This window comes from Pseudooceanicola sp. (assembly GCF_041987405.1).
Taxonomy (GTDB): Bacteria; Pseudomonadota; Alphaproteobacteria; order Rhodobacterales; family Rhodobacteraceae; genus Pseudooceanicola.
In genome coordinates this window covers 593,285-610,751 of the sequence record NZ_JBHIWR010000001.1, presented here as the reverse complement: position 1 = coordinate 610,751, position 17,467 = coordinate 593,285, and the positions used below count along the sequence as shown (strand labels likewise).

Genomic DNA, 17,467 nt, shown 5'->3' with positions numbered 1-17,467 from the left:
GTTCAGAAGGCAGGGTCGCACTTGCGATGCCGCACTGCAAGCGGAGGGGAGGGGCGCAGCCCCCGGGACCCCTTTCAGGCCGACAGGATCCGCCCCACCATCTCGCCCGTATCCCGGCTCAGCTCTTTCAACCCGGCGATCCGCTCCAACTGCTCCTGCATCATCCCCTGCCGGTCCGCATCGTAGCGCCGCCAGGTCTGGAAGGCCGAACACATCCGCGCCGTGGTCTGCGGGTTCACCGGGTCGAGCTTCATCAGCCAGTCCGCCATCAGCTGGTAACCCGCGCCGGAGGCATGGTGGAACCCCGCCTGGTTCATCGCCAGCGCGCCAAAGACCGCGCGGAAGCGGTTGGGGTTGGTCATGGTGAAATCCGCCCGCTCGGTCAGCGAGTGCGCCACCGGCGCCGCCTGATCGGGCCGGGCATGGGCGACCTGCACCATGAACCATTTGTCCATCACCAGCCGCTCATGCGCCCACTGATCGGCGAAAAGGCCAAGCTCCAGCGAGCCCAGATCGGCCGCCAGGAGCGACGAGAGGGCGCCCAACTGTTCGGTCATGTTGTCCGCAGCCGCATATTGCGCCCTGGCCGTATCCCCCTGATCCCGCAGAGTGATCAGCGACAGCAGTGCCCCGGTCAGTGCGCGCTTGCCCGCCGGTCCGGCCTCCGGGCTGTAGGGCCCGGGCACGCGATGCGCGGCGTAAAGGCGGGGCAGGTCGGCCGAGAGCACCTCCGCCAGCGCCGCGCGCATCTCTTGCCGCCCTTGCCAGATCGCCTGCGGATCGGGGGTGCGGCCCATGTCGACAAAGCTCTGCGCCAGGTCGTCCTCCGACGGCAGGCCGAGGCAGAGCGCCCGGAAGGCCGGGTCGAGGCTTTCATCCGTGACCAGCCGCTGCAGCCCGTCGAGGTAGGCGGGATCGGGCGATTGCCCGCCGTCGATCATCCCGATCAGCGCGGATTTCGCCAGTTGCCGCCCGGCTTCCCATCTGTTGAACGGGTCCGTGTCATGGGCCAGCAGGAAGGCGCGGTCGGCATTCGTCACCTCCCGCTGCAAGATCACCGGGGCCGAAAAGCCACGCAGGGGGGAGGGGATGGGACGCTCCGCCAGCCCCTCGAAGGTGAAGCTCTGCTCGGCTTCGGTGAATTCCAGCAGGGTGGTGGGCACGACCTCCTCGCCCGAGGGATCGAGCAGCCCGATGGCAAAGGGGATCACCTGGGGTTTTTTCTCCGCCGTCTCCGGCGTGGGGCGCAGGGTCTGTTTCAGGTGCAGGGTATAGGTGCCATCGGCCCAGTCGTCGGTCATGGTGACCTTCGGCGTGCCGGCCTGGCTGTACCACAGCTTGAACTGCGTCAGGTCGCGACCCGTCGCATCCTCGAACACCTTGAGCCAGTCCTCGATCGTGCAGGCCTGCCCGTCGTGCCGCTCGAAATAGAGGTCCAGCGCGCGGCCATAGGCCTCATCCCCGACCAGCCGCTTGAGCATGCCGATCACCTCGGCGCCCTTCTCATAGACGGTGGCGGTGTAGAAGTTGTTGATCTCCTGAAAGCTTTCCGGTCGCACCGGATGGGCCAGCGGCCCGCCATCCTCGCGGAACTGCCGCCCGCGCAGGTCCAGCACGTCGGAGATCCGCTTCACCGGTTCGGACCGCATGTCGGCGGTGAACTGAGCATCGCGGAAGACGGTCAGCCCCTCCTTCAGGCACAGCTGGAACCAGTCGCGACAGGTGATCCGGTTGCCGGTCCAGTTATGGAAATACTCATGCGCGATGATCGCCTCGATCCGCTCGAAATTCGCATCCGTCGCGGTTTCGGGGCTGGCCAGAACGGCGGAGGAGTTGAAGATATTCAACCCCTTGTTCTCCATCGCGCCCATGTTGAAGTCGTCCACCGCCACGATGTTGAAGATGTCGAGGTCGTATTCCCGACCATAAACCTCCTCGTCCCATGTCATCGACTTTTTCAGCGCCTCCATGGCGAAGTCGCATTTGTCCTCGTCGCCCTTGCGGACCCAGACGTTCAGCTCGACCTCGCGGCCCGACCGCGTGGTGAAGCTGCCGGGCAGGTTCAGCAACTCCCCCGCTACCAGCGCAAACAGGTACGCAGGTTTGGGCCAGGGGTCGTGCCATTCGGCGAACCCGTTGCCCTCCGCCACCTTGTTGCCGTTGGACAGCAGCACGGGCAGGTCGCTTTCGATCCGGACGGTGAAGACCGACATGACGTCGGGCCGGTCGGGGTAGTAGGTGATCTTGCGGAAACCCTGCGCCTCGCATTGGGTCGAATACATGCCGTTCGACATGTAGAGCCCTTCGAGCGCGGTATTCGTCGCCGGGCTGATCTCGACCTCCGCCTCCCAGGTAAAGGCGTCATCAGGCACGGCGCAGGTCAGCCCCTCCGCCGTCACCTCGGGCTTGACCTCCACCCCGTCGATCCGGGCGGAGATCAGCTTGAGCTCCTCGCCCTCCAGGAAAAACCTCCGGTCAGCCGTGGCGGGGTTCGGGACAAAACGGATCTTCGACACCACACGCGTGGCCTCGGGGGCGAGGCGGAAGGTCAGGTGGACGTCTTCGACCAGCCAGGCAGGCGGGGTATAGTCCTTGAGGTAGATGGTAGGATTTTCCGCGTCCTTCATGGCCTGCTCTCCTTGGCATCGGGAAGTGCGCCGGTTGTTCCACCCGGGGCGGGGGAGCGCAAGGCCCCGGAAATTTTCGTCGGAGTTGCACATTTGACAGGCTGTGCGGATCGTCTCTGCGCTCACGCACAGCCTGACCTGTTCCACAGGGCCGCGCCGCACTGTATATAGTCACTCAGACAAAGGACCGGACAAACCATGGCACGCCCCCGCATCGGCATCATCACCAACCTGCACGTCATGAACGAAGGCTATCGCACCCATATGGGCGGCGTGATGAATTCCGAGGCCGTGGCCGAGGCGGCGGGCGGCATGCCCCTGCTGATCCCCGCGGACCCCCGCCTGATGTCGGTGGAGGAACTGTTGGAGACCTTCGACGGTTTCGTGCTGACCGGCGGCCGCCCGAACGTCCATCCGGAGGAATACGGCGAAGAGGAAACCGTTGCCCATGGGGCATTTGACCGGGGGCGGGATGCAATCACCCTGCCGCTGGTGCGCGCCTGCGTTGAGCGGGGGCAGCCCTTCCTAGGCATCTGCCGCGGCTTTCAAGAGGTCGCGGTCGCCATGGGATCGGCCCTGCATCCGGAAATCCGGGATGTGCCGGGACGGATGAACCACCGCATGCCCCCGAACGGCACGCAGGAAGAACGCTTCGCCCTGCGCCACAAGGTGACGGTGAGCGAGGGCGGCCCCTTCCACAAGGTGTTCGGCGCCACTCAAGTGATGACCAATACGCTGCACGGCCAGGCGGTGATCCGGGCGGGCGACCGCTTTGTCGTCGATGGCACGGCGCCGGATGGCACCGCCGAGGCGGCCTATATCAAGGACGCGCCGGGCTTCACCCTGTCGGTCCAGTGGCATCCGGAGTTCAACGCCGCACAGGATCCGGTCTCGCGCCCGCTGTTCGAAGCCTTCGGAGACGCGGCCCGGTTGTGGATGGAACGCCGACAGCCCCTGGCGTTGGCCAAGAGCGCCTGAGCGGGTCCGTCTCGCCGCTCCGCAATCGTGGACGGCTAGCACGGCGCCTTGCGGCCTTATCCCACCCGGTACGAAATGGGGGCGCCCGATAAGGCGCCCCTGGGTGATGAAAAGCAATTTGGGTTCAATGGTTTCAACGCCTCGGCGTCACCGAAGCCCGAGCAATGTCAGCGGCGCGGTGAGACGCGTGGTAGCATCCGCAGGAGGCGATCTGTCCGGTGCATTGCCATGTCTGGCCCCGGAATTGCCGCGAACTTTGTGCCGTTGTTAACTTTTTGAACACTGTGCGATCCGAAGGTGGAGGCGCGGACTGCACTGCGTCAAGAATTCGGAGCGGGCCTTTTCGGATTGAAAAGAGGATGGGCTTTCCTGTGCCGTTGTCGTCAACTTCGGTCCATCGCTTCACGCCGCGCATCGCCATGATATTCGGTAAGTTCAGGTCTAGATCGGCGGCCGATCTGCCCTGAAGCGGAAAGTTCTTTTTTTCAAAATGAAAATCGCCGGAGCCGACCAGTATTGCAGGTCGCTGCGGACTTCCTCCCAACACGCCCATGTCTCGAGGAAATTCCGATTCGCTCTCTCCGACAAGCTTAGGCCCCCTTGCGAGGGGGTCAGCAGGCCGTTTCAGGATACGCTGCCCGCGATGCCCGGAGGAAGGACCAGCTCAGCCCTGGCCATCACCCCTCCTAAGCGGACACGACCTCAGCCCCGAACCTCTCTCAGGGGGAGGGAGGTTCGGGGCCGCGCTTACGTGAGTGACAGACCGCCCGCTCAGGCAACGAAATCGAACTCCTGCGCCAGCGGCAGCCGCCGCGCCCGCTGGCCGGTCAGGTCGAACAGCGCATTGGCCAGGGCCGCCGCTGCCGGGGGTGTCCCCGGCTCGCCCACACCGCTGATCTTGTGGCCGTTTTCGAGGATGCGGATCTCCATCACCTCCGGCATCGTGTTCATGCGGATGGAGTCGAAATCGTAGAAGTTCAACTGCTCCGCCGCGCCATCGGCAAAGGTGATCTGCTGATGCACCGCCGCCGACAGCCCGTAGACCATGCCGCCAAACAGCTGCGCCTCGATGTTTTTCGGATCGACCGCCATGCCGGGGTCTGCGGCGATCCAGGCTTTGGCGATGCGGATGCCGCCGTCGGTCTGATGCACCTCGATCACCTCGGCCACCGGGGTGCCGAAGGAATAGCAGAAGCCAACACCCCGACCCACGCCCTCCGGCGTCTGGCCGGTCCAGTCACAGCTGTCGCGTACCGCCTCCAGCACCTTGGCCGACCGGGGATCTTCGGCGCGCATCAGCGCCAGCCGGAACTCCAGCGGGTCGGCACCTGCGGCATGGGCCAGCTCGTCCATGAAGCTGTCAAAGAAGAACCCGTTGACCGAGGCCCCCACGGACCGCCAGGGCCCGACCGGCAGGCCGATCCGCGACAGGTAGCCCCGGATCCGCGCATTGGGGATCGCATAGGGCTGGTCAAAGGCGCCCTCGACATGGATCTTGTCCGGCCCCGGCGGCGTAAAGCCCAGAAGAACCGGCATCACCCCGTTGGTCGCCGGCTGGCCGCCGATCTTGCCGTCCAGCATCACCAGCTTGCCGTCCTTGACCGCGCCCCGGAAGGAGCCGAGCGCGCCGGGGCGGTAATTGCCATGGGTCATGTCCTCTTCGCGCGACCATAGCAGTTGGACCGGGGTGCCCTGCATCTTTGTCGCCAGCCGCGCGGCGTAGCGGGTGAAGTCCTTGTACCCGCGCCGACCGAAGCCGCCGCCCATGAGCGTCGTGTGCAACTCCACCGCCTCGGCCTCCAGCCCCGCCTCCTCGGCGGCGGCGTCGCGGCAATGCACGGGGATCTGGTTGCCGGACCAGACCTCCATCCGGTCGCCGTGGTGCAGGGCCGTGGCGCTCAGCGGTTCCATCTGCGCATGGCTCAGATAGGGCACCGAATATTCCGCCGTCAGCAGCTCCGCCCCCTCGGGCAGGCTCTCCACATCGCCGCGGTCGAGGAAGGTGGAATTCGGGTCCCCCTCCATCACCCGGGCGATGTCGGCAAAGATTTCCTCGGTCGTTTCGGGGTAGGGGCCCTTACCCCAGTCAAAGCTGACCGCCTCCGCCCCCTGCATCGCGGACCAGGAGTTGTTGGCGACCACCGCGACCCCGTCGCCCAAGTCGATCACATCCTCCACGCCCGGCACTTCCAGCGCGGCGGCGGCGTCAAAGCCATTCATCGCGCCGCCCTGATAAGGGTTCCGCTTGAGCGCGGCGAACTTCATGCCGGGCAGGCGCACGTCGATGGAAAACTCCGCCGTGCCGGTCGCCTTGGGCATCTGGTCATGGCGCGGCTGGCTCTTGCCGATATAGCGCCAGGTGGATTTCGGCCGCAGATCGGCACGCACCGGCTCGATCTCCGCCGCCTCCAGCGCCAGCTCGGAATAGGCGATCCGCGTGCCATCGGGGGCAATCACTGCGCCGCCCTCGGTCTTGAGGGTCGAGCGGTCTACGCCGCGCCTCAGCGCCGCCGCCTCTTTCAGCGTTTCGCGGGCGGAGGCGCCTGCATGGCGCATCTTGTCGAACCCGTCGACGGTGGAGGTCGAGCCGCCGGTGATCTGCAGGTTCAGGAACTTGCCCATGACAGTCATCTGTTCGCCAAGCGATTCCTGCCAGGCCGACAGTCTGTACTCCGCCTCGGGCAGCAATTGCGCGCCCATGCCCCGGTTGTAATAGGCCTTGCCCGGGGGGCCATGCTCGATGCGCAGATCGGCCGGGTCCATGTCCAGCTCCTCCGCTGCCAGCGCGGCCCAGGTCGTTCGTACGCCCTGGCCCATCTCGGCCTTGGGCACGATGACGGTCACGCCGTCGCCATCCACCACGATAAACGGGTTCAGCGCCACTTCGCCCTCACCGGGCGACAGCGGGTTCGGGGCAGGTTTGCGCGCGGCATAGACGCCGAAGGCAACGCCACCGGCCACGGCGGCGGTGCCGATCAGGAAGGTGCGGCGGGCGATTTTTCCGATACGTGACATGGATCAGGCCTCCTGCATCTTCTGCGCGGCGTCATGGATCGCGGCGCGGATGCGCGGATAGGTGCCGCAGCGGCAGAGGTTGCCTGCCATGGCCTCGTCAATCTCCGCATCCGTGGGATTGGGCGTCTCCGCCAGCAGCGCCGCCGCCTGCATGATCTGGCCGGACTGGCAATAGCCGCATTGGGCCACCTGGTGATCCACCCAGGCCTGTTGCAGCAGGGCGGGGGTCTCGGGCGTTCCGACACCCTCGATCGTCGTCACCTCGCCCCAGACATCGCCGATGGCGACCTGACAGGAGCGGACGGCCTCGCCATCGATATGCACGGTGCAGGCGCCGCAGGCCGCGACCCCGCAGCCAAACTTCGTCCCGGTCATGTTCAGACCGTCCCGCAGCGCCCAGAGCAGGGGCACCTCGTCGGGCAGATCGACACGCTGCGCGGTGCCGTTGATCGTCAGATTGGCCATGGAATCGTCTCCCTGATTACGCAATGACAAAATGCGCTTAGATTGTCACTCTGTCAATTGACAGTTTTCACAAATTCTGTCAGAACGCCGGAATGACGCTCCAACTCCTTCCATCCGCTGATGAAAAAAGCGCCCGCATCCTCAATGCGGCGCTGTCTGTTTTCGCGCTCTACGGCTATCGGCGCGCCTCGATGGAGGATATTGCCAAGGCGGCGGGCATGTCGCGGGCGGCGATCTACCAGCACTTCCGCAACAAGGAAGACATCCTGTCCCACGGGGTCGAGGCCTATTTCACGGTCGCGCTCGCCGCGCTGAAAGAGGCGCTGCGCCCCGGTCGTCCGCTGCGCGAGGCGCTGCAACTGGCCTGCGCCTCTGGTACAGGCGAATTGGCCGAGGCCCTGCTGGACAGCCCGCATGGCGAAGAGCTTTTGTCGATGAAATCCGGCGAGGCGGAGGAGGAGACCCGGCGCGGCAATGAACAGATTGCGGCGGTCTGGGTCTCCTGGCTGACGGATGAGGCGGCCGCAGGGCGCATCTACCTGCCCGATGGCGATGCCGGACGTGTCGCGGATGCGATCATTGCGGGCCAGCACGGGCTGAAGATGACGGCGAAGAACTATCGCGATTACGTCGCCCGGTTGGAGATTTTCGCGGATCTGATGGCGCGCGGGTTGACGCCGTGAGGTGTTGAGCCGCTGGCCGGGGCGGCGGGGTTATCCCGCCCTGCGGGTGTCGGGCGTTCCGGTGCCCCTTGAAATTCTTTTGGTCGGTTTTTCCTTCGAAGATTTTTCGAAGCCCCGAGCATATCTCTCGCCCGGCGGCACGCCGGGCAGCGCCGACCCGCCCCCATGGGGCGGCGCTTGTGCGCCACCCCTCGGGTCGGCGCTGCCCTCAGTCCGAACCTGTTTCCATCGAAAGCGGCTCACACCAGAACAACCGGACGTATTCGCCCACACGGGCGGGGGCCAGGTCTGAACACTCAGTCGACCGCGGCGATAAAACTCACACCTGACCGCCGGCAATCTGCACCTCGGTCCCGCTGACGCTTTCGCAGACCGGGTTGCACAGCCACAGTGCCGCTGCGGCGACCTCCTCGGGCGCGATAAGCTTCTTGTGGCGGTTGAGGTCCACCATCATGTTTCGCGCCTCTTCCTCCGACACGCCCGCCCGCTGCGAAATCGCATCGGTGTTGCGGGTCACGATCGGCGTGTCCACATAGCCCGGGCAGATCGAGTTGAAGGTATAGGGCTCCTTCAGGAAATCCTCCGCGAAGGAACGGATCATCCCGATTACCCCGTGTTTCGATGCCGCATAGGCCCCGGCCCCCGCCGACCCGCGCACCCCCGCGATGGAGGAGATGGCGATCACCCGGCCATAATCCGTCGTCATCATCGACTTCAGGCTCTCGCGCACCGTGTAGAAACACCCGTCGAGGTTGGTCGTCATGATCTTGCGCCAGAAGTCGGAGGTCGTCTTGTGCAGCTTGCGCCCCTCGGCGATCCCCGCATTGGCGATGCAGATCTGGATCGGACCGCGCGCCGCCACCGCAGCGGCGGTCACCTCGATGATCTGGGCTTCGTCGGTCACATCCATGACCATCGGGAACATGCCCTCTTCGGCCACGTCCTCCAGCACCGCCAGCCGCCGCCCGGTGATCGTCACCTGCGCGCCCTCGGCCACCAGCGCCCGCGCGATGGCAAGACCGATCCCCGTGCCACCCCCGGTGACGATGGCGTGTTTCCCTGTCAGCATCATGATCCGCCCTCCCGCGCGAAATTAAATTCCGCCAGACCTTAGCCCCGCCGAGGCAAAGAGCAAGCCACCCTGTGCGCCCCTCCCCGATCTTGACGCAGGTCATTGACCCCAAGGCGCTGGCCGGGTCTGGTGCGGGCATGAAGTCCTGGATCGACATTCCGCCCGTCTGGCTTGCCCTCTGCCTGCTCCTCGCATGGGCACAGGCAACCTGCTGGCCCTTCGGTCTGTCCTTCGGGGGCGCCTGGGCGGATTTCATCGGCGGCATCCTGGTTGGCGGCGGGCTCCTCCTTATGGCGCTCGCTGTCTACGAGATGCGGGCCAAGCGCACGACCGTCATGCCGCACCGCGACGCGGACCATCTGGTGACCACCGGCATCTTCAGCCGGTCGCGCAATCCGATCTACCTGGGCGATGCGCTGATCCTCTCCGGTGCCATCCTCGCCTGGGACGCTGTGTTGGCCCTGCCGCTCATCCCCATCTTCGTCTGGTGGATCGAGCGACACTTCGTTATTCCCGAAGAAGACAGACTCAGACGGAAATTCCGGGCTGACTTTGCCCGCTATTGCCAGAAGACACGTCGTTGGGTTTGACTCTGCGGCGCAGAAAGGGCAAATCGGCACGGAATGCCCGCGCAATAATATTGCGCTGTGCGTGTCAAATCGGTCGGAATATTCCGGCCTGCGAAAAACCAGTTGTTCATAAGGGGGACGACACAGGTGAAGATCGGAACGCCTAAAGAGGTATTCGAAGGCGAGAACAGGGTCGCGATGACGCCGGACTCGGCAACGCAACTCCAGAAGCTCGGCCACGAATGCTACATCGAAACCGGGGCAGGGGCCGCCGCGGGCTTCTCTGACGAGACATACGAGGCCGCAGGGGTCACTGTCGTCAAGACCGCCGCCGCGCTGTGGAAAGAGGTCGACATCATCGCCAAGGTGCGTCAGCCGAACGAGACAGAGCTGAAGCGCCTCAACTCGGAGAAGACGCTGATTTCCTTCTTCAACCCTGCGGGCAACGAAGAGGGGATGGAACTGGCGAAATCCAAGGGTGCCACCGTCATCGCGATGGAGATGGTGCCGCGGATTTCGCGGGCGCAGAAGATGGACGCCCTGTCCTCGATGGCAAATATCGCAGGCTACCGCGCGGTGATCGAGGCCGGCAACAACTTCGGCCGCTTCTTCACCGGGCAGGTCACCGCCGCGGGCAAGGTGCCCCCGGCCAAGGTGCTGGTCGTCGGTGCCGGTGTGGCGGGTCTGGCCGCCATCGGCACCTCGACCTCCCTCGGGGCCGTGACCTTTGCCTTCGACGTGCGGCCCGAAGTGGCCGAACAGGTCGAATCCATGGGCGCGGAATTCGTCTACCTCGACTTCGAGGAAGAGCAGGCGGACGGCGCAACGACCGGCGGCTACGCCTCTGTCTCCTCGCCGGAATTCCGCGAGGCGCAGCTGGCCAAGTTCCGCGAACTGGCGCCGGAGATGGACATCGTCATCACCACCGCGCTGATCCCGAACCGCGAGGCGCCGGAGCTCTGGACCGAGGACATGGTCAAGGCCATGAAACCCGGCTCCGTCATCGTCGACCTGGCGGCGGAAAAGGGCGGCAACTGCAAGCTGACCGTCGCGGACGAGAAGATCGTCACCGACAACGGCGTGACCATCATCGGCTACACCGACTTCCCGTCGCGCATGGCCACCCAGGCCTCCAGCCTCTACGCCACCAACATCCGTCACATGATGACCGACCTCACGCCCGAGAAGGACGGTGTGGTCGATCACAACATGGATGACGACGTGATCCGCGGCGCCACCGTGACCCACAAGGGAGAGATCACCTGGCCGCCGCCACCGCCCAAAGTCGCGGCCATCGCGGCGCAGAAGCCCAAGGAAAAGGCCCCGGAACTGACCCCGGAAGAGAAGCGGGCGGCCGAGGTTGCAGCCTTCAAGAAAGAGACCAAGAACCAGGTCACGCTTCTGGGCGTCGGCGCGGTGCTGCTGCTGGCCGTGGGCCTTGTCGCCCCCGCCTCCTTCATGCAGCACTTCATCGTCTTCGTCCTGGCGGTCTTCGTCGGCTTCCAGGTTATCTGGAACGTGTCGCACTCGTTGCACACGCCGTTGATGGCCGTGACGAACGCGATCTCCTCGATCATCATTCTGGGCGCGCTGATGCAGATCGGCTCCGGCTCCTTCCTGGTGATCCTCCTTGCCGCGGTTTCGGTCTTCATGGCCGGGATCAACATCTTCGGCGGCTTCCTCGTAACACGGCGCATGCTCGCCATGTTCCAGAAATCGTAAGGGGTAGGGGATAATGGAATACGGATTCACCACGGCGGCCTATGTGGTCGCGGCTGTCCTCTTTATCCTGTCGCTCGGGGGCCTCTCGGGGCAGGAAAGCGCGAAGCGTGCCGTCTGGTACGGCATTGTCGGCATGGCGCTGGCGGTCTTCGCCACGCTCATCGGCCCAGGCGCGGGCCTGTGGCTGCTGTCGCTCGTCCTGATCGCGGCCGGCGGGGCCATCGGCGTCTATGTCGCCAAGAAGGTCGAGATGACCGAGATGCCGCAGCTGGTCGCGGCCATGCACTCGCTCGTCGGTCTGGCGGCGGTCTTTGTCGGCTTCAACGCACATATCGAGATCGGGCGCGTCGCCACGGCCTTTGCCGAAGCCAACGTGCCCTTCCCGCACGAAACCTACGGCGTGATGAGCGCTGCGGCCCTTGCGGTCGAGGAGTCGTTCCGCGGCTTCGCGGCCATCGTGGCGCACAAGACCGGGGTCGAGATCAACATCCTGCGGGTCGAGCTGTTCCTCGGGGTCTTCATCGGTGCAATCACCTTCACCGGTTCGGTCATCGCCTTTGGCAAGCTGGCGGGCAAGGTGACCTCCGCGGCCGAGAAACTGCCCGGCGGTCACATGCTGAACGCGGCGGCGGCGATCATCTCGCTCGTCTGTCTCTTCTGGTACGTCGGCGGCGGCGGGTTCCTCCCGCTCTTCATCATGACGCTGGCCGCGCTCTTCATCGGCTATCACCTGATCATGGGGATCGGTGGGGCGGACATGCCTGTCGTCGTCTCGATGCTGAACAGCTACTCGGGCTGGGCGGCGGCGGCCATCGGCTTCTCGCTCGGCAATGACCTGCTGATCGTGGTCGGGGCGCTGGTCGGCTCCTCCGGTGCGATCCTCAGCTACATCATGTGCAAGGCGATGAACCGCTCGTTCATTTCGGTGATCCTCGGCGGTTTCGGCGGCACGACGGGCCCGGCGATGGAGGTCGAGGGCGAACAGAAGCCGATCGACGTAGACGGTGTCGCCCAGGCGCTGGACGAGGCCGACAACGTCGTGATCGTCCCGGGCTACGGCATGGCCGTGGCGCAGGCACAGCAGAACGTGGCCGAACTGACCCGCAAGCTGCGCGCGAAGGGCAAGGAGGTGCGTTTCGCCATCCACCCCGTCGCGGGCCGTCTGCCGGGCCACATGAACGTGCTGCTGGCCGAGGCCAAGGTGCCCTACGACATCGTGCTGGAGATGGACGAGATCAACGACGACTTCCCGGATACGGACGTCGTGATCGTCATCGGGTCGAACGACATCGTGAACCCGGCGGCGCAGGACGATCCGAACTCTCCGATCGCCGGGATGCCGGTTCTGGAGGTCTGGAAAGCCAAGCAGGTCTTCGTGTCGAAGCGCGGCCAAGGCACAGGCTACTCCGGCATCGAGAACCCGCTGTTCTACAAGGACAACACGCGGATGTACTACGGCGACGCCAAGGAGTCGGTCGGCAACCTGCTGGCCAAGCTGGACTGAGCAACGGCACATCGCATGACAAAGGGCGGCCCTCGGGCCGCCCTTTTTCGTCAGATCACCATCCGCGCAATGGTGAAGAGGCCCATGGCCATCATCATCAGGTTCTCGGTCAGCGACACGAAGCCGAGTGGCACGTTCGACCCGCCCCCGACGCAGGCACATTTCAGCTCTCGCCGGTCGATATACACGGCCTTGAAGACCGAGACCGCCCCGACCGTACCGATAAACAGCGCCACCGGGCCCGAGACCCAGGGCAGAACCCCCGCGATCATCAGCACCCCGGCCAGCGTTTCGGCATAGGGATAGATGTAGCCATACGGCACCCATTTCCGCGCCAGCAGGTCGTAGTTGAGAAACATGGTCGAGAAGCTTTCGACATCTTGCAGCTTCTGGAGACCCAAAAGGACCATCGCCGCCGAGACGAAACCGGTGAGCAGGAACAGTGGGTCGATCCCGCCAGCCCGCAGCATCAGCGCGGCCGCGATCAGGAAGGCGACGGAGAAAATGGCGATGACGGGGCGGTAGGAGGTCTCCTCTTCGCCCTTCAGCGGCTCGTCAAAGTAGGCCCGCAACGCGTCATATCCTCCGATCCGTTCGCCCTCGATAAAGGTCTGCGGCGTGGTGTCGACCTCGTGCCGCTCCATGAAAGCGTCCGTTTCGGCGCGGGTGGTGAGGGTGTGATCCTCGACCTCATAGCCCGCGCGTTTCAGCAGCCATTTCGACTTGAGCCCGAACGGGCAGAGGTGATCGGGCGTGTCCATGCGGAACAGCCGCGCGCGGATCTTGTCCTCACGCGCTGCAGGTGTCTGGGTAAACAGCAGTGTATCGGTCATCCTGCGGCCTCCTTTCGGATCCCTGCAGGGTCAACGAGGCCGCAGTAAGGAAAGTTCCGACCTACCGCCCGCGGATCCGCGGATCCAGCGCGTCGCGAAGACCGTCGCCCAGGTAGTTCACCGTCAGCACCGTCAGCGAAATTGCCACACCGGGCAGGATCACCCGCTCGGGGTTCTGCTGCATGTAATCCACCGCATCGAACAGCAGCCGACCCCAGGTCGGGAAGTCCGGCGGGAAGCCGAGGCCGAGGAACGACAGCGCCGACTCGGTGATGATCGCGTTGGCGATGCCAAGCGTCGCCGACACCACGATCGGCGAGATCACGTTCGGCAGGATATGCCGCAGGATCATCTTGCCATCCGTCGTCCCGATGGACCGCGCGGCCAGGACGAACTCCCGCTCCTTCAGGGCCAGGACGTCACCGCGCACGATCCGCGCTGTCGGCATCCAGGAGGTCACGCCGATGGCCACCACGATCAGGATGAAGATCCCCGTCTCAGGCCCGAAGGACGCGTTCAGCGGTTCGCGGAAGAGCAGCACCATGACCAGCAGCAGCGGCAGCAGGGGCAGGGCGAGGAACAGGTCCGTCGTCCGCATCAGCAGGTTGTCGAGCCATTTGAAATAGCCCGCGACCACCCCGACAAGCGAGCCGAGGAATAGCGCCAGCAGCATCGCGGTGATCCCGACAGACAGCGACACCTGCCCCCCCGCCATCATCCGGGCCAGCATGTCCCGGCCCAGCTGGTCGGTCCCGAAGGGATGCGCCAGCGACGGGCCCTGGTTACGCGCACGGATGTCGATATAGGTTGCCTCCACATGCCAGAAGATCGGCCCGAGGAAGACGGCCAGGACGATAAGCAGGAAGATGATCCCCCCCGCCATGGCGCCCTTGTGATGGCGAAACTGGTTCCAGACCTCCGCCCACTGGCTTCGCGGCGGGGTCGCAGGCAGCGGGGTGACCAGCACATCTGCGGCCTGCGCCTCGCCCGGGCCGGGTTCGATATGGCTTTGCGTGTTGTCGTCAGTCATAGCGGATCCGTGGGTCGAGAATGCCGTACAGCACATCGGCGATCAGGTTGAAGAGCACGATAAGCACGGCGAAGATGAAGGTCAGGGTTTGCACCATCGGCAGGTCATTCGCCTGGATCGCGGTGATCAGCAGCTGGCCGATCCCGTTCACCTTGAACACCTGTTCGGTGATGATCGCCCCGCCGAAGATCTGCGGAATGCCAAGCGCGATCACCGTGACCACCGGGATCATCGAATTGCGCACGACGTGGCTCAGCACCACGACGCGTTCCGACAGGCCCTTGGCCCGCGCCGTGCGGACGTAATCCTGGTTCAGGTTGTCGAGGGTCGAGGCCCGCATGAACCGGGCGATCTGCGCCGTGATCTGCAGCGCCAGCACCATCACCGGCAGGATCATCTGGCGCAACTGGATGACAAAGCTGTCCCAGTCGGTGACCTGATGCGTCGTGTCGTAGATCGAGGGGAACCACCCCAGGATCACGGAGAACACGACGATGGCCAGCACGCCGGAAAAGAACGGCGGGACGGAAAAGCCGATCATCGACACGAAAGTCCCGATATTGTCGAAGATCGAATATTGCCGATAGGCCGAATAGATCCCGATCGGCAGGGCGATTAGAACAGCGACCACATAGGCCGTCCCCACCACCCAGAGCGTCTGGGGAATCCGCTGGATCACGATGTCCATCACCGGCGAGCGGGTCTGCCAGGACAGCACGCGCAGCTGCCCTTCGGAGAAATTCGTTCCGAAGACCCAGTCGAACAGCACCTTCGGCTCGGTCCAGAAGAACTGCACGATCCATTTCCAGTACTGGATATACCAGGCATCCCCGAGGCCGAGCGCCTCGCGCATCTTCTGCTTCACCTCCGGCGGCACCGTCAGTGGCACCTGGGCCATCGGGTCCCCTGGGGCCAATTGCAGCAATCCGAAGATGACCAGTGAAATGAACAGGAGCGTCGGAATCGCCAGGATCAGGCGGCGGATCGTGAAAGTCAGCATCGGCCGGTCTCACGCGGGAGGGGAGGGTAGGTCAAGGAGTGCAAAGGCGGAATCCGTCTTCGAGGGCTGTATTCAAGAACCATCCTAGTGCAATGGCTCGCCAATACCGTCCGAAAAAACGAAGACGCCCCCGTGCAAAGGCACGGGGGCGCAAAGATCAGGCGTTTAGCCGTCGATCCGGTACCAGTCGGCTGCGTTCCACAGTTCCGAGTCCCAGGTGTTCAGGACCACGCCGCCAAGCGTGTTGGAATGTGCGGAGACACGACCACGGTCGACCAGCGGAACGATGACATAGCTGTCCTTGGTCAGCATGTCGTTCAGCTTCTTGGCGATCTCGGCCCGCTTTTCCAGCTCGCCGGTCTTGCCCAACTCGGCGACGAGCGCATCGAATTCCTCGTCGCAGAAGCGGTTGATGTTCTCACCCTGCCACTGGCTTTCCGGGCGCGGGAACTTCTCGCAGGTGTGCTGCGCGAGGTAGGCTTCCGGATCGGTGCCGTCGAAGTTGTTGGCGTACATTTCCACGTCCGCATAGAACTTCTGGAAGGTGTCCGGGGAGCCCGGGTCGCCACCGAAGAAGACCGAGCCGGAGATGTTGCGCAGTTCGGTTTCAACACCGATCTCGCTCCACCACTGCTTGATCAGGGCCTGGAAGTCCTGACGCACGGCGTTGGTCGACGTCTGGTAGGTTAGCGACAGTTTCATGCCGTCCTTGTCGCGGATGCCGTCACCGTCGGTGTCGGTCCAGCCTGCCTCTTCCAGCAGCGCCTTGGCGCCTTCGATGTCCTGGGTCAGACATTCCGTGTTGTCGGAGGCGTAGATTTCCGGCGCGGGTACCAGGTTACAGGTCGGACGACCCGCCTGGCCGTAGCCGATTTCAACCAGCAGCGGACGGTCGATCGCCATCGACAGCGCCTTGCGCACCTTCATATCCGTCAGGATCGGGTGCGGATGCTTGGCCGTCGCGCGTTCGCCTTCCGGCAGGTCCGGGGACGGGTCGGTCAGGTTCATCTCGATCCGCTCGACCAGGGTCCCGAAGGCCGACACCGGCGTGCCCTTGCCGCCTTCGGCCATCTTGGCGATGACTTCGGGGGCCAGTTGCAGGTTCCATGCGTAATCGTATTCGCCGGTTTCCAGAACCGCACGACCGGCTGCAGCCGCATCACCGCCACCCTTGAAGGTCATGGTGGCGAAGGCCGGTTTGTTCGGGTCGCGGTAGTTCGGGTTGGCCGAGAGGGAGATCACGTCGTTGGGACGGAAATCATCCACCACGAAGGGGCCTGTGCCGATTGGGTTGAAGTTGGCTTCGGTGCATTCCGGGGCCTTGGCGCCCAGGCACTCGGCGAATTGCGCTGCCTGGATGATCGGGGACTGGCCGCCCATGAACGCCTGGTAGGGGTTCGGCTTGGGTTCGGAGAAGTTCACCACGATGGTCAGGTCATCCGGCGTTTCGATCGAGGACACGCCCTCGAACTTGGCCGCCTGTGCGCAGCCGCCTTCGGGATGCATGCAGTATTCGGCGGTGAAGGCCACGTCGGCCGAGGTCACGGGGCTGCCGTCGGACCACAGCAGGCCCTCTTTCAGCTTCCAGGTGATCTGCTTGAGGTCTTCGGTCACGCCACCGTTTTCGATCGTCGGGATCTCTTGGGCGAGGTAGGGGACCATGGCGCCGGTTTCGTCAAAGCGGCCAAGCGGCTCGATCACCAGCGAGGCGGATTCGATATCCTTGGTGCCGGACGACAGATAGGGGTTCAGGATCGACGGCGCCTGCCAGTAGATCACGTTGACATGACCGTCCGCGCCACGCTCCGCCATGGCAGCGGGCGCCATGACCGATGCAGCGGCGGCGCCGAGCAGCAGGGATTTGAGTTTCATCACATACTCCATTGTTGGATTGGCCTCGCCACTTCTGCGGTGACGCGGCTTTTTGTTCGTGGGGTGAGAAAGCGACATTCGCTACCGTAACCGGAAT

The 17,467-nt window shown here is 64.4% G+C and carries 13 protein-coding genes; 5 read left to right on the top strand and 8 right to left on the bottom strand.

Features of this window, described 5'->3' with window-relative positions:
• Window positions 1–74: 74 nt before the first annotated feature.
• On the bottom strand, window positions 75–2,627 hold the full coding sequence (gene pepN, locus ACFC2Y_RS02960) for an aminopeptidase N (protein WP_375173563.1): 2,553 nt from the start codon (window positions 2,625–2,627) through the stop codon (window positions 75–77).
• A 198-nt stretch (window positions 2,628–2,825) separates the two neighbouring features.
• Here pepN and ACFC2Y_RS02955 point away from each other — a divergent pair, with 198 nt between their 5' ends.
• The gene (locus ACFC2Y_RS02955; RefSeq protein ID WP_375173562.1) at window positions 2,826–3,605 is read left to right on the top strand and encodes a gamma-glutamyl-gamma-aminobutyrate hydrolase family protein; all 780 of its coding nucleotides are present in this window, start codon (window positions 2,826–2,828) and stop codon (window positions 3,603–3,605) included.
• A gap of 771 nt (window positions 3,606–4,376) precedes the next feature.
• Here the strand turns inward: ACFC2Y_RS02955 and ACFC2Y_RS02950 are convergent.
• Both ACFC2Y_RS02950 and ACFC2Y_RS02945 read right to left on the bottom strand, forming a co-directional pair.
• On the bottom strand, window positions 4,377–6,620 hold the full coding sequence (locus tag ACFC2Y_RS02950) for a molybdopterin cofactor-binding domain-containing protein (RefSeq protein WP_375173560.1): 2,244 nt from the start codon (window positions 6,618–6,620) through the stop codon (window positions 4,377–4,379).
• 3 nt (window positions 6,621–6,623) lie between these two features.
• Window positions 6,624–7,085 carry a (2Fe-2S)-binding protein gene (locus ACFC2Y_RS02945; protein WP_375173559.1) on the bottom strand — a complete coding sequence of 154 codons (462 nt, stop codon included), beginning with the start codon at window positions 7,083–7,085 and terminating at the stop codon, window positions 6,624–6,626.
• 92 nt (window positions 7,086–7,177) lie between these two features.
• Here ACFC2Y_RS02945 and ACFC2Y_RS02940 point away from each other — a divergent pair, with 92 nt between their 5' ends.
• A complete protein-coding gene (locus tag ACFC2Y_RS02940) occupies window positions 7,178–7,768 on the top strand; it encodes a TetR family transcriptional regulator (RefSeq protein ID WP_375173558.1) in 591 nt (196 codons plus the stop codon).
• 319 nt (window positions 7,769–8,087) lie between these two features.
• On the opposite strand, the gene ACFC2Y_RS02935 is transcribed toward ACFC2Y_RS02940, so the two are convergent.
• Entirely contained in the window at window positions 8,088–8,840 is a 753-nt protein-coding gene (locus ACFC2Y_RS02935; RefSeq protein ID WP_375173557.1) for an SDR family NAD(P)-dependent oxidoreductase, read from the bottom strand.
• Between the two features lie 137 nt (window positions 8,841–8,977).
• Between ACFC2Y_RS02935 and ACFC2Y_RS02930 the strand changes: the two genes are divergently transcribed.
• The 3 genes from ACFC2Y_RS02930 (at window position 8,978) to ACFC2Y_RS02920 (ending at window position 12,635) form a co-directional block, all read left to right on the top strand.
• Window positions 8,978–9,430, top strand: a complete 453-nt coding sequence (locus tag ACFC2Y_RS02930) for a methyltransferase family protein (RefSeq protein ID WP_375173747.1) — start codon at window positions 8,978–8,980, stop codon at window positions 9,428–9,430.
• A gap of 126 nt (window positions 9,431–9,556) precedes the next feature.
• The gene (locus ACFC2Y_RS02925; RefSeq protein ID WP_375173556.1) at window positions 9,557–11,131 is read left to right on the top strand and encodes a Re/Si-specific NAD(P)(+) transhydrogenase subunit alpha; all 1,575 of its coding nucleotides are present in this window, start codon (window positions 9,557–9,559) and stop codon (window positions 11,129–11,131) included.
• Window positions 11,132–11,144: 13 nt separating this feature from the next.
• Window positions 11,145–12,635: an NAD(P)(+) transhydrogenase (Re/Si-specific) subunit beta gene (locus ACFC2Y_RS02920; protein ID WP_375173555.1), complete on the top strand. Its 1,491-nt coding sequence runs from the start codon at window positions 11,145–11,147 to the stop codon at window positions 12,633–12,635.
• A gap of 50 nt (window positions 12,636–12,685) precedes the next feature.
• On the opposite strand, the gene ACFC2Y_RS02915 is transcribed toward ACFC2Y_RS02920, so the two are convergent.
• From ACFC2Y_RS02915 to ACFC2Y_RS02900, 4 genes are all read right to left on the bottom strand, one after another.
• Window positions 12,686–13,468, bottom strand: coding sequence for a MauE/DoxX family redox-associated membrane protein (locus ACFC2Y_RS02915; protein ID WP_375173554.1), 783 nt, complete (start codon window positions 13,466–13,468; stop codon window positions 12,686–12,688).
• 61 nt (window positions 13,469–13,529) lie between these two features.
• Entirely contained in the window at window positions 13,530–14,498 is a 969-nt protein-coding gene (locus tag ACFC2Y_RS02910; protein ID WP_375173553.1) for an ABC transporter permease, read from the bottom strand.
• Entirely contained in the window at window positions 14,491–15,498 is a 1,008-nt protein-coding gene (locus ACFC2Y_RS02905) for an ABC transporter permease (RefSeq protein ID WP_375173552.1), read from the bottom strand. Before ACFC2Y_RS02905 ends, ACFC2Y_RS02910 begins: the two co-directional genes overlap by 8 nt.
• A 165-nt stretch (window positions 15,499–15,663) precedes the next feature.
• Window positions 15,664–17,370, bottom strand: a complete 1,707-nt coding sequence (locus tag ACFC2Y_RS02900; protein WP_375173551.1) for a peptide ABC transporter substrate-binding protein — start codon at window positions 17,368–17,370, stop codon at window positions 15,664–15,666.
• Between the last annotated feature and the right edge of the window lie 97 nt (window positions 17,371–17,467).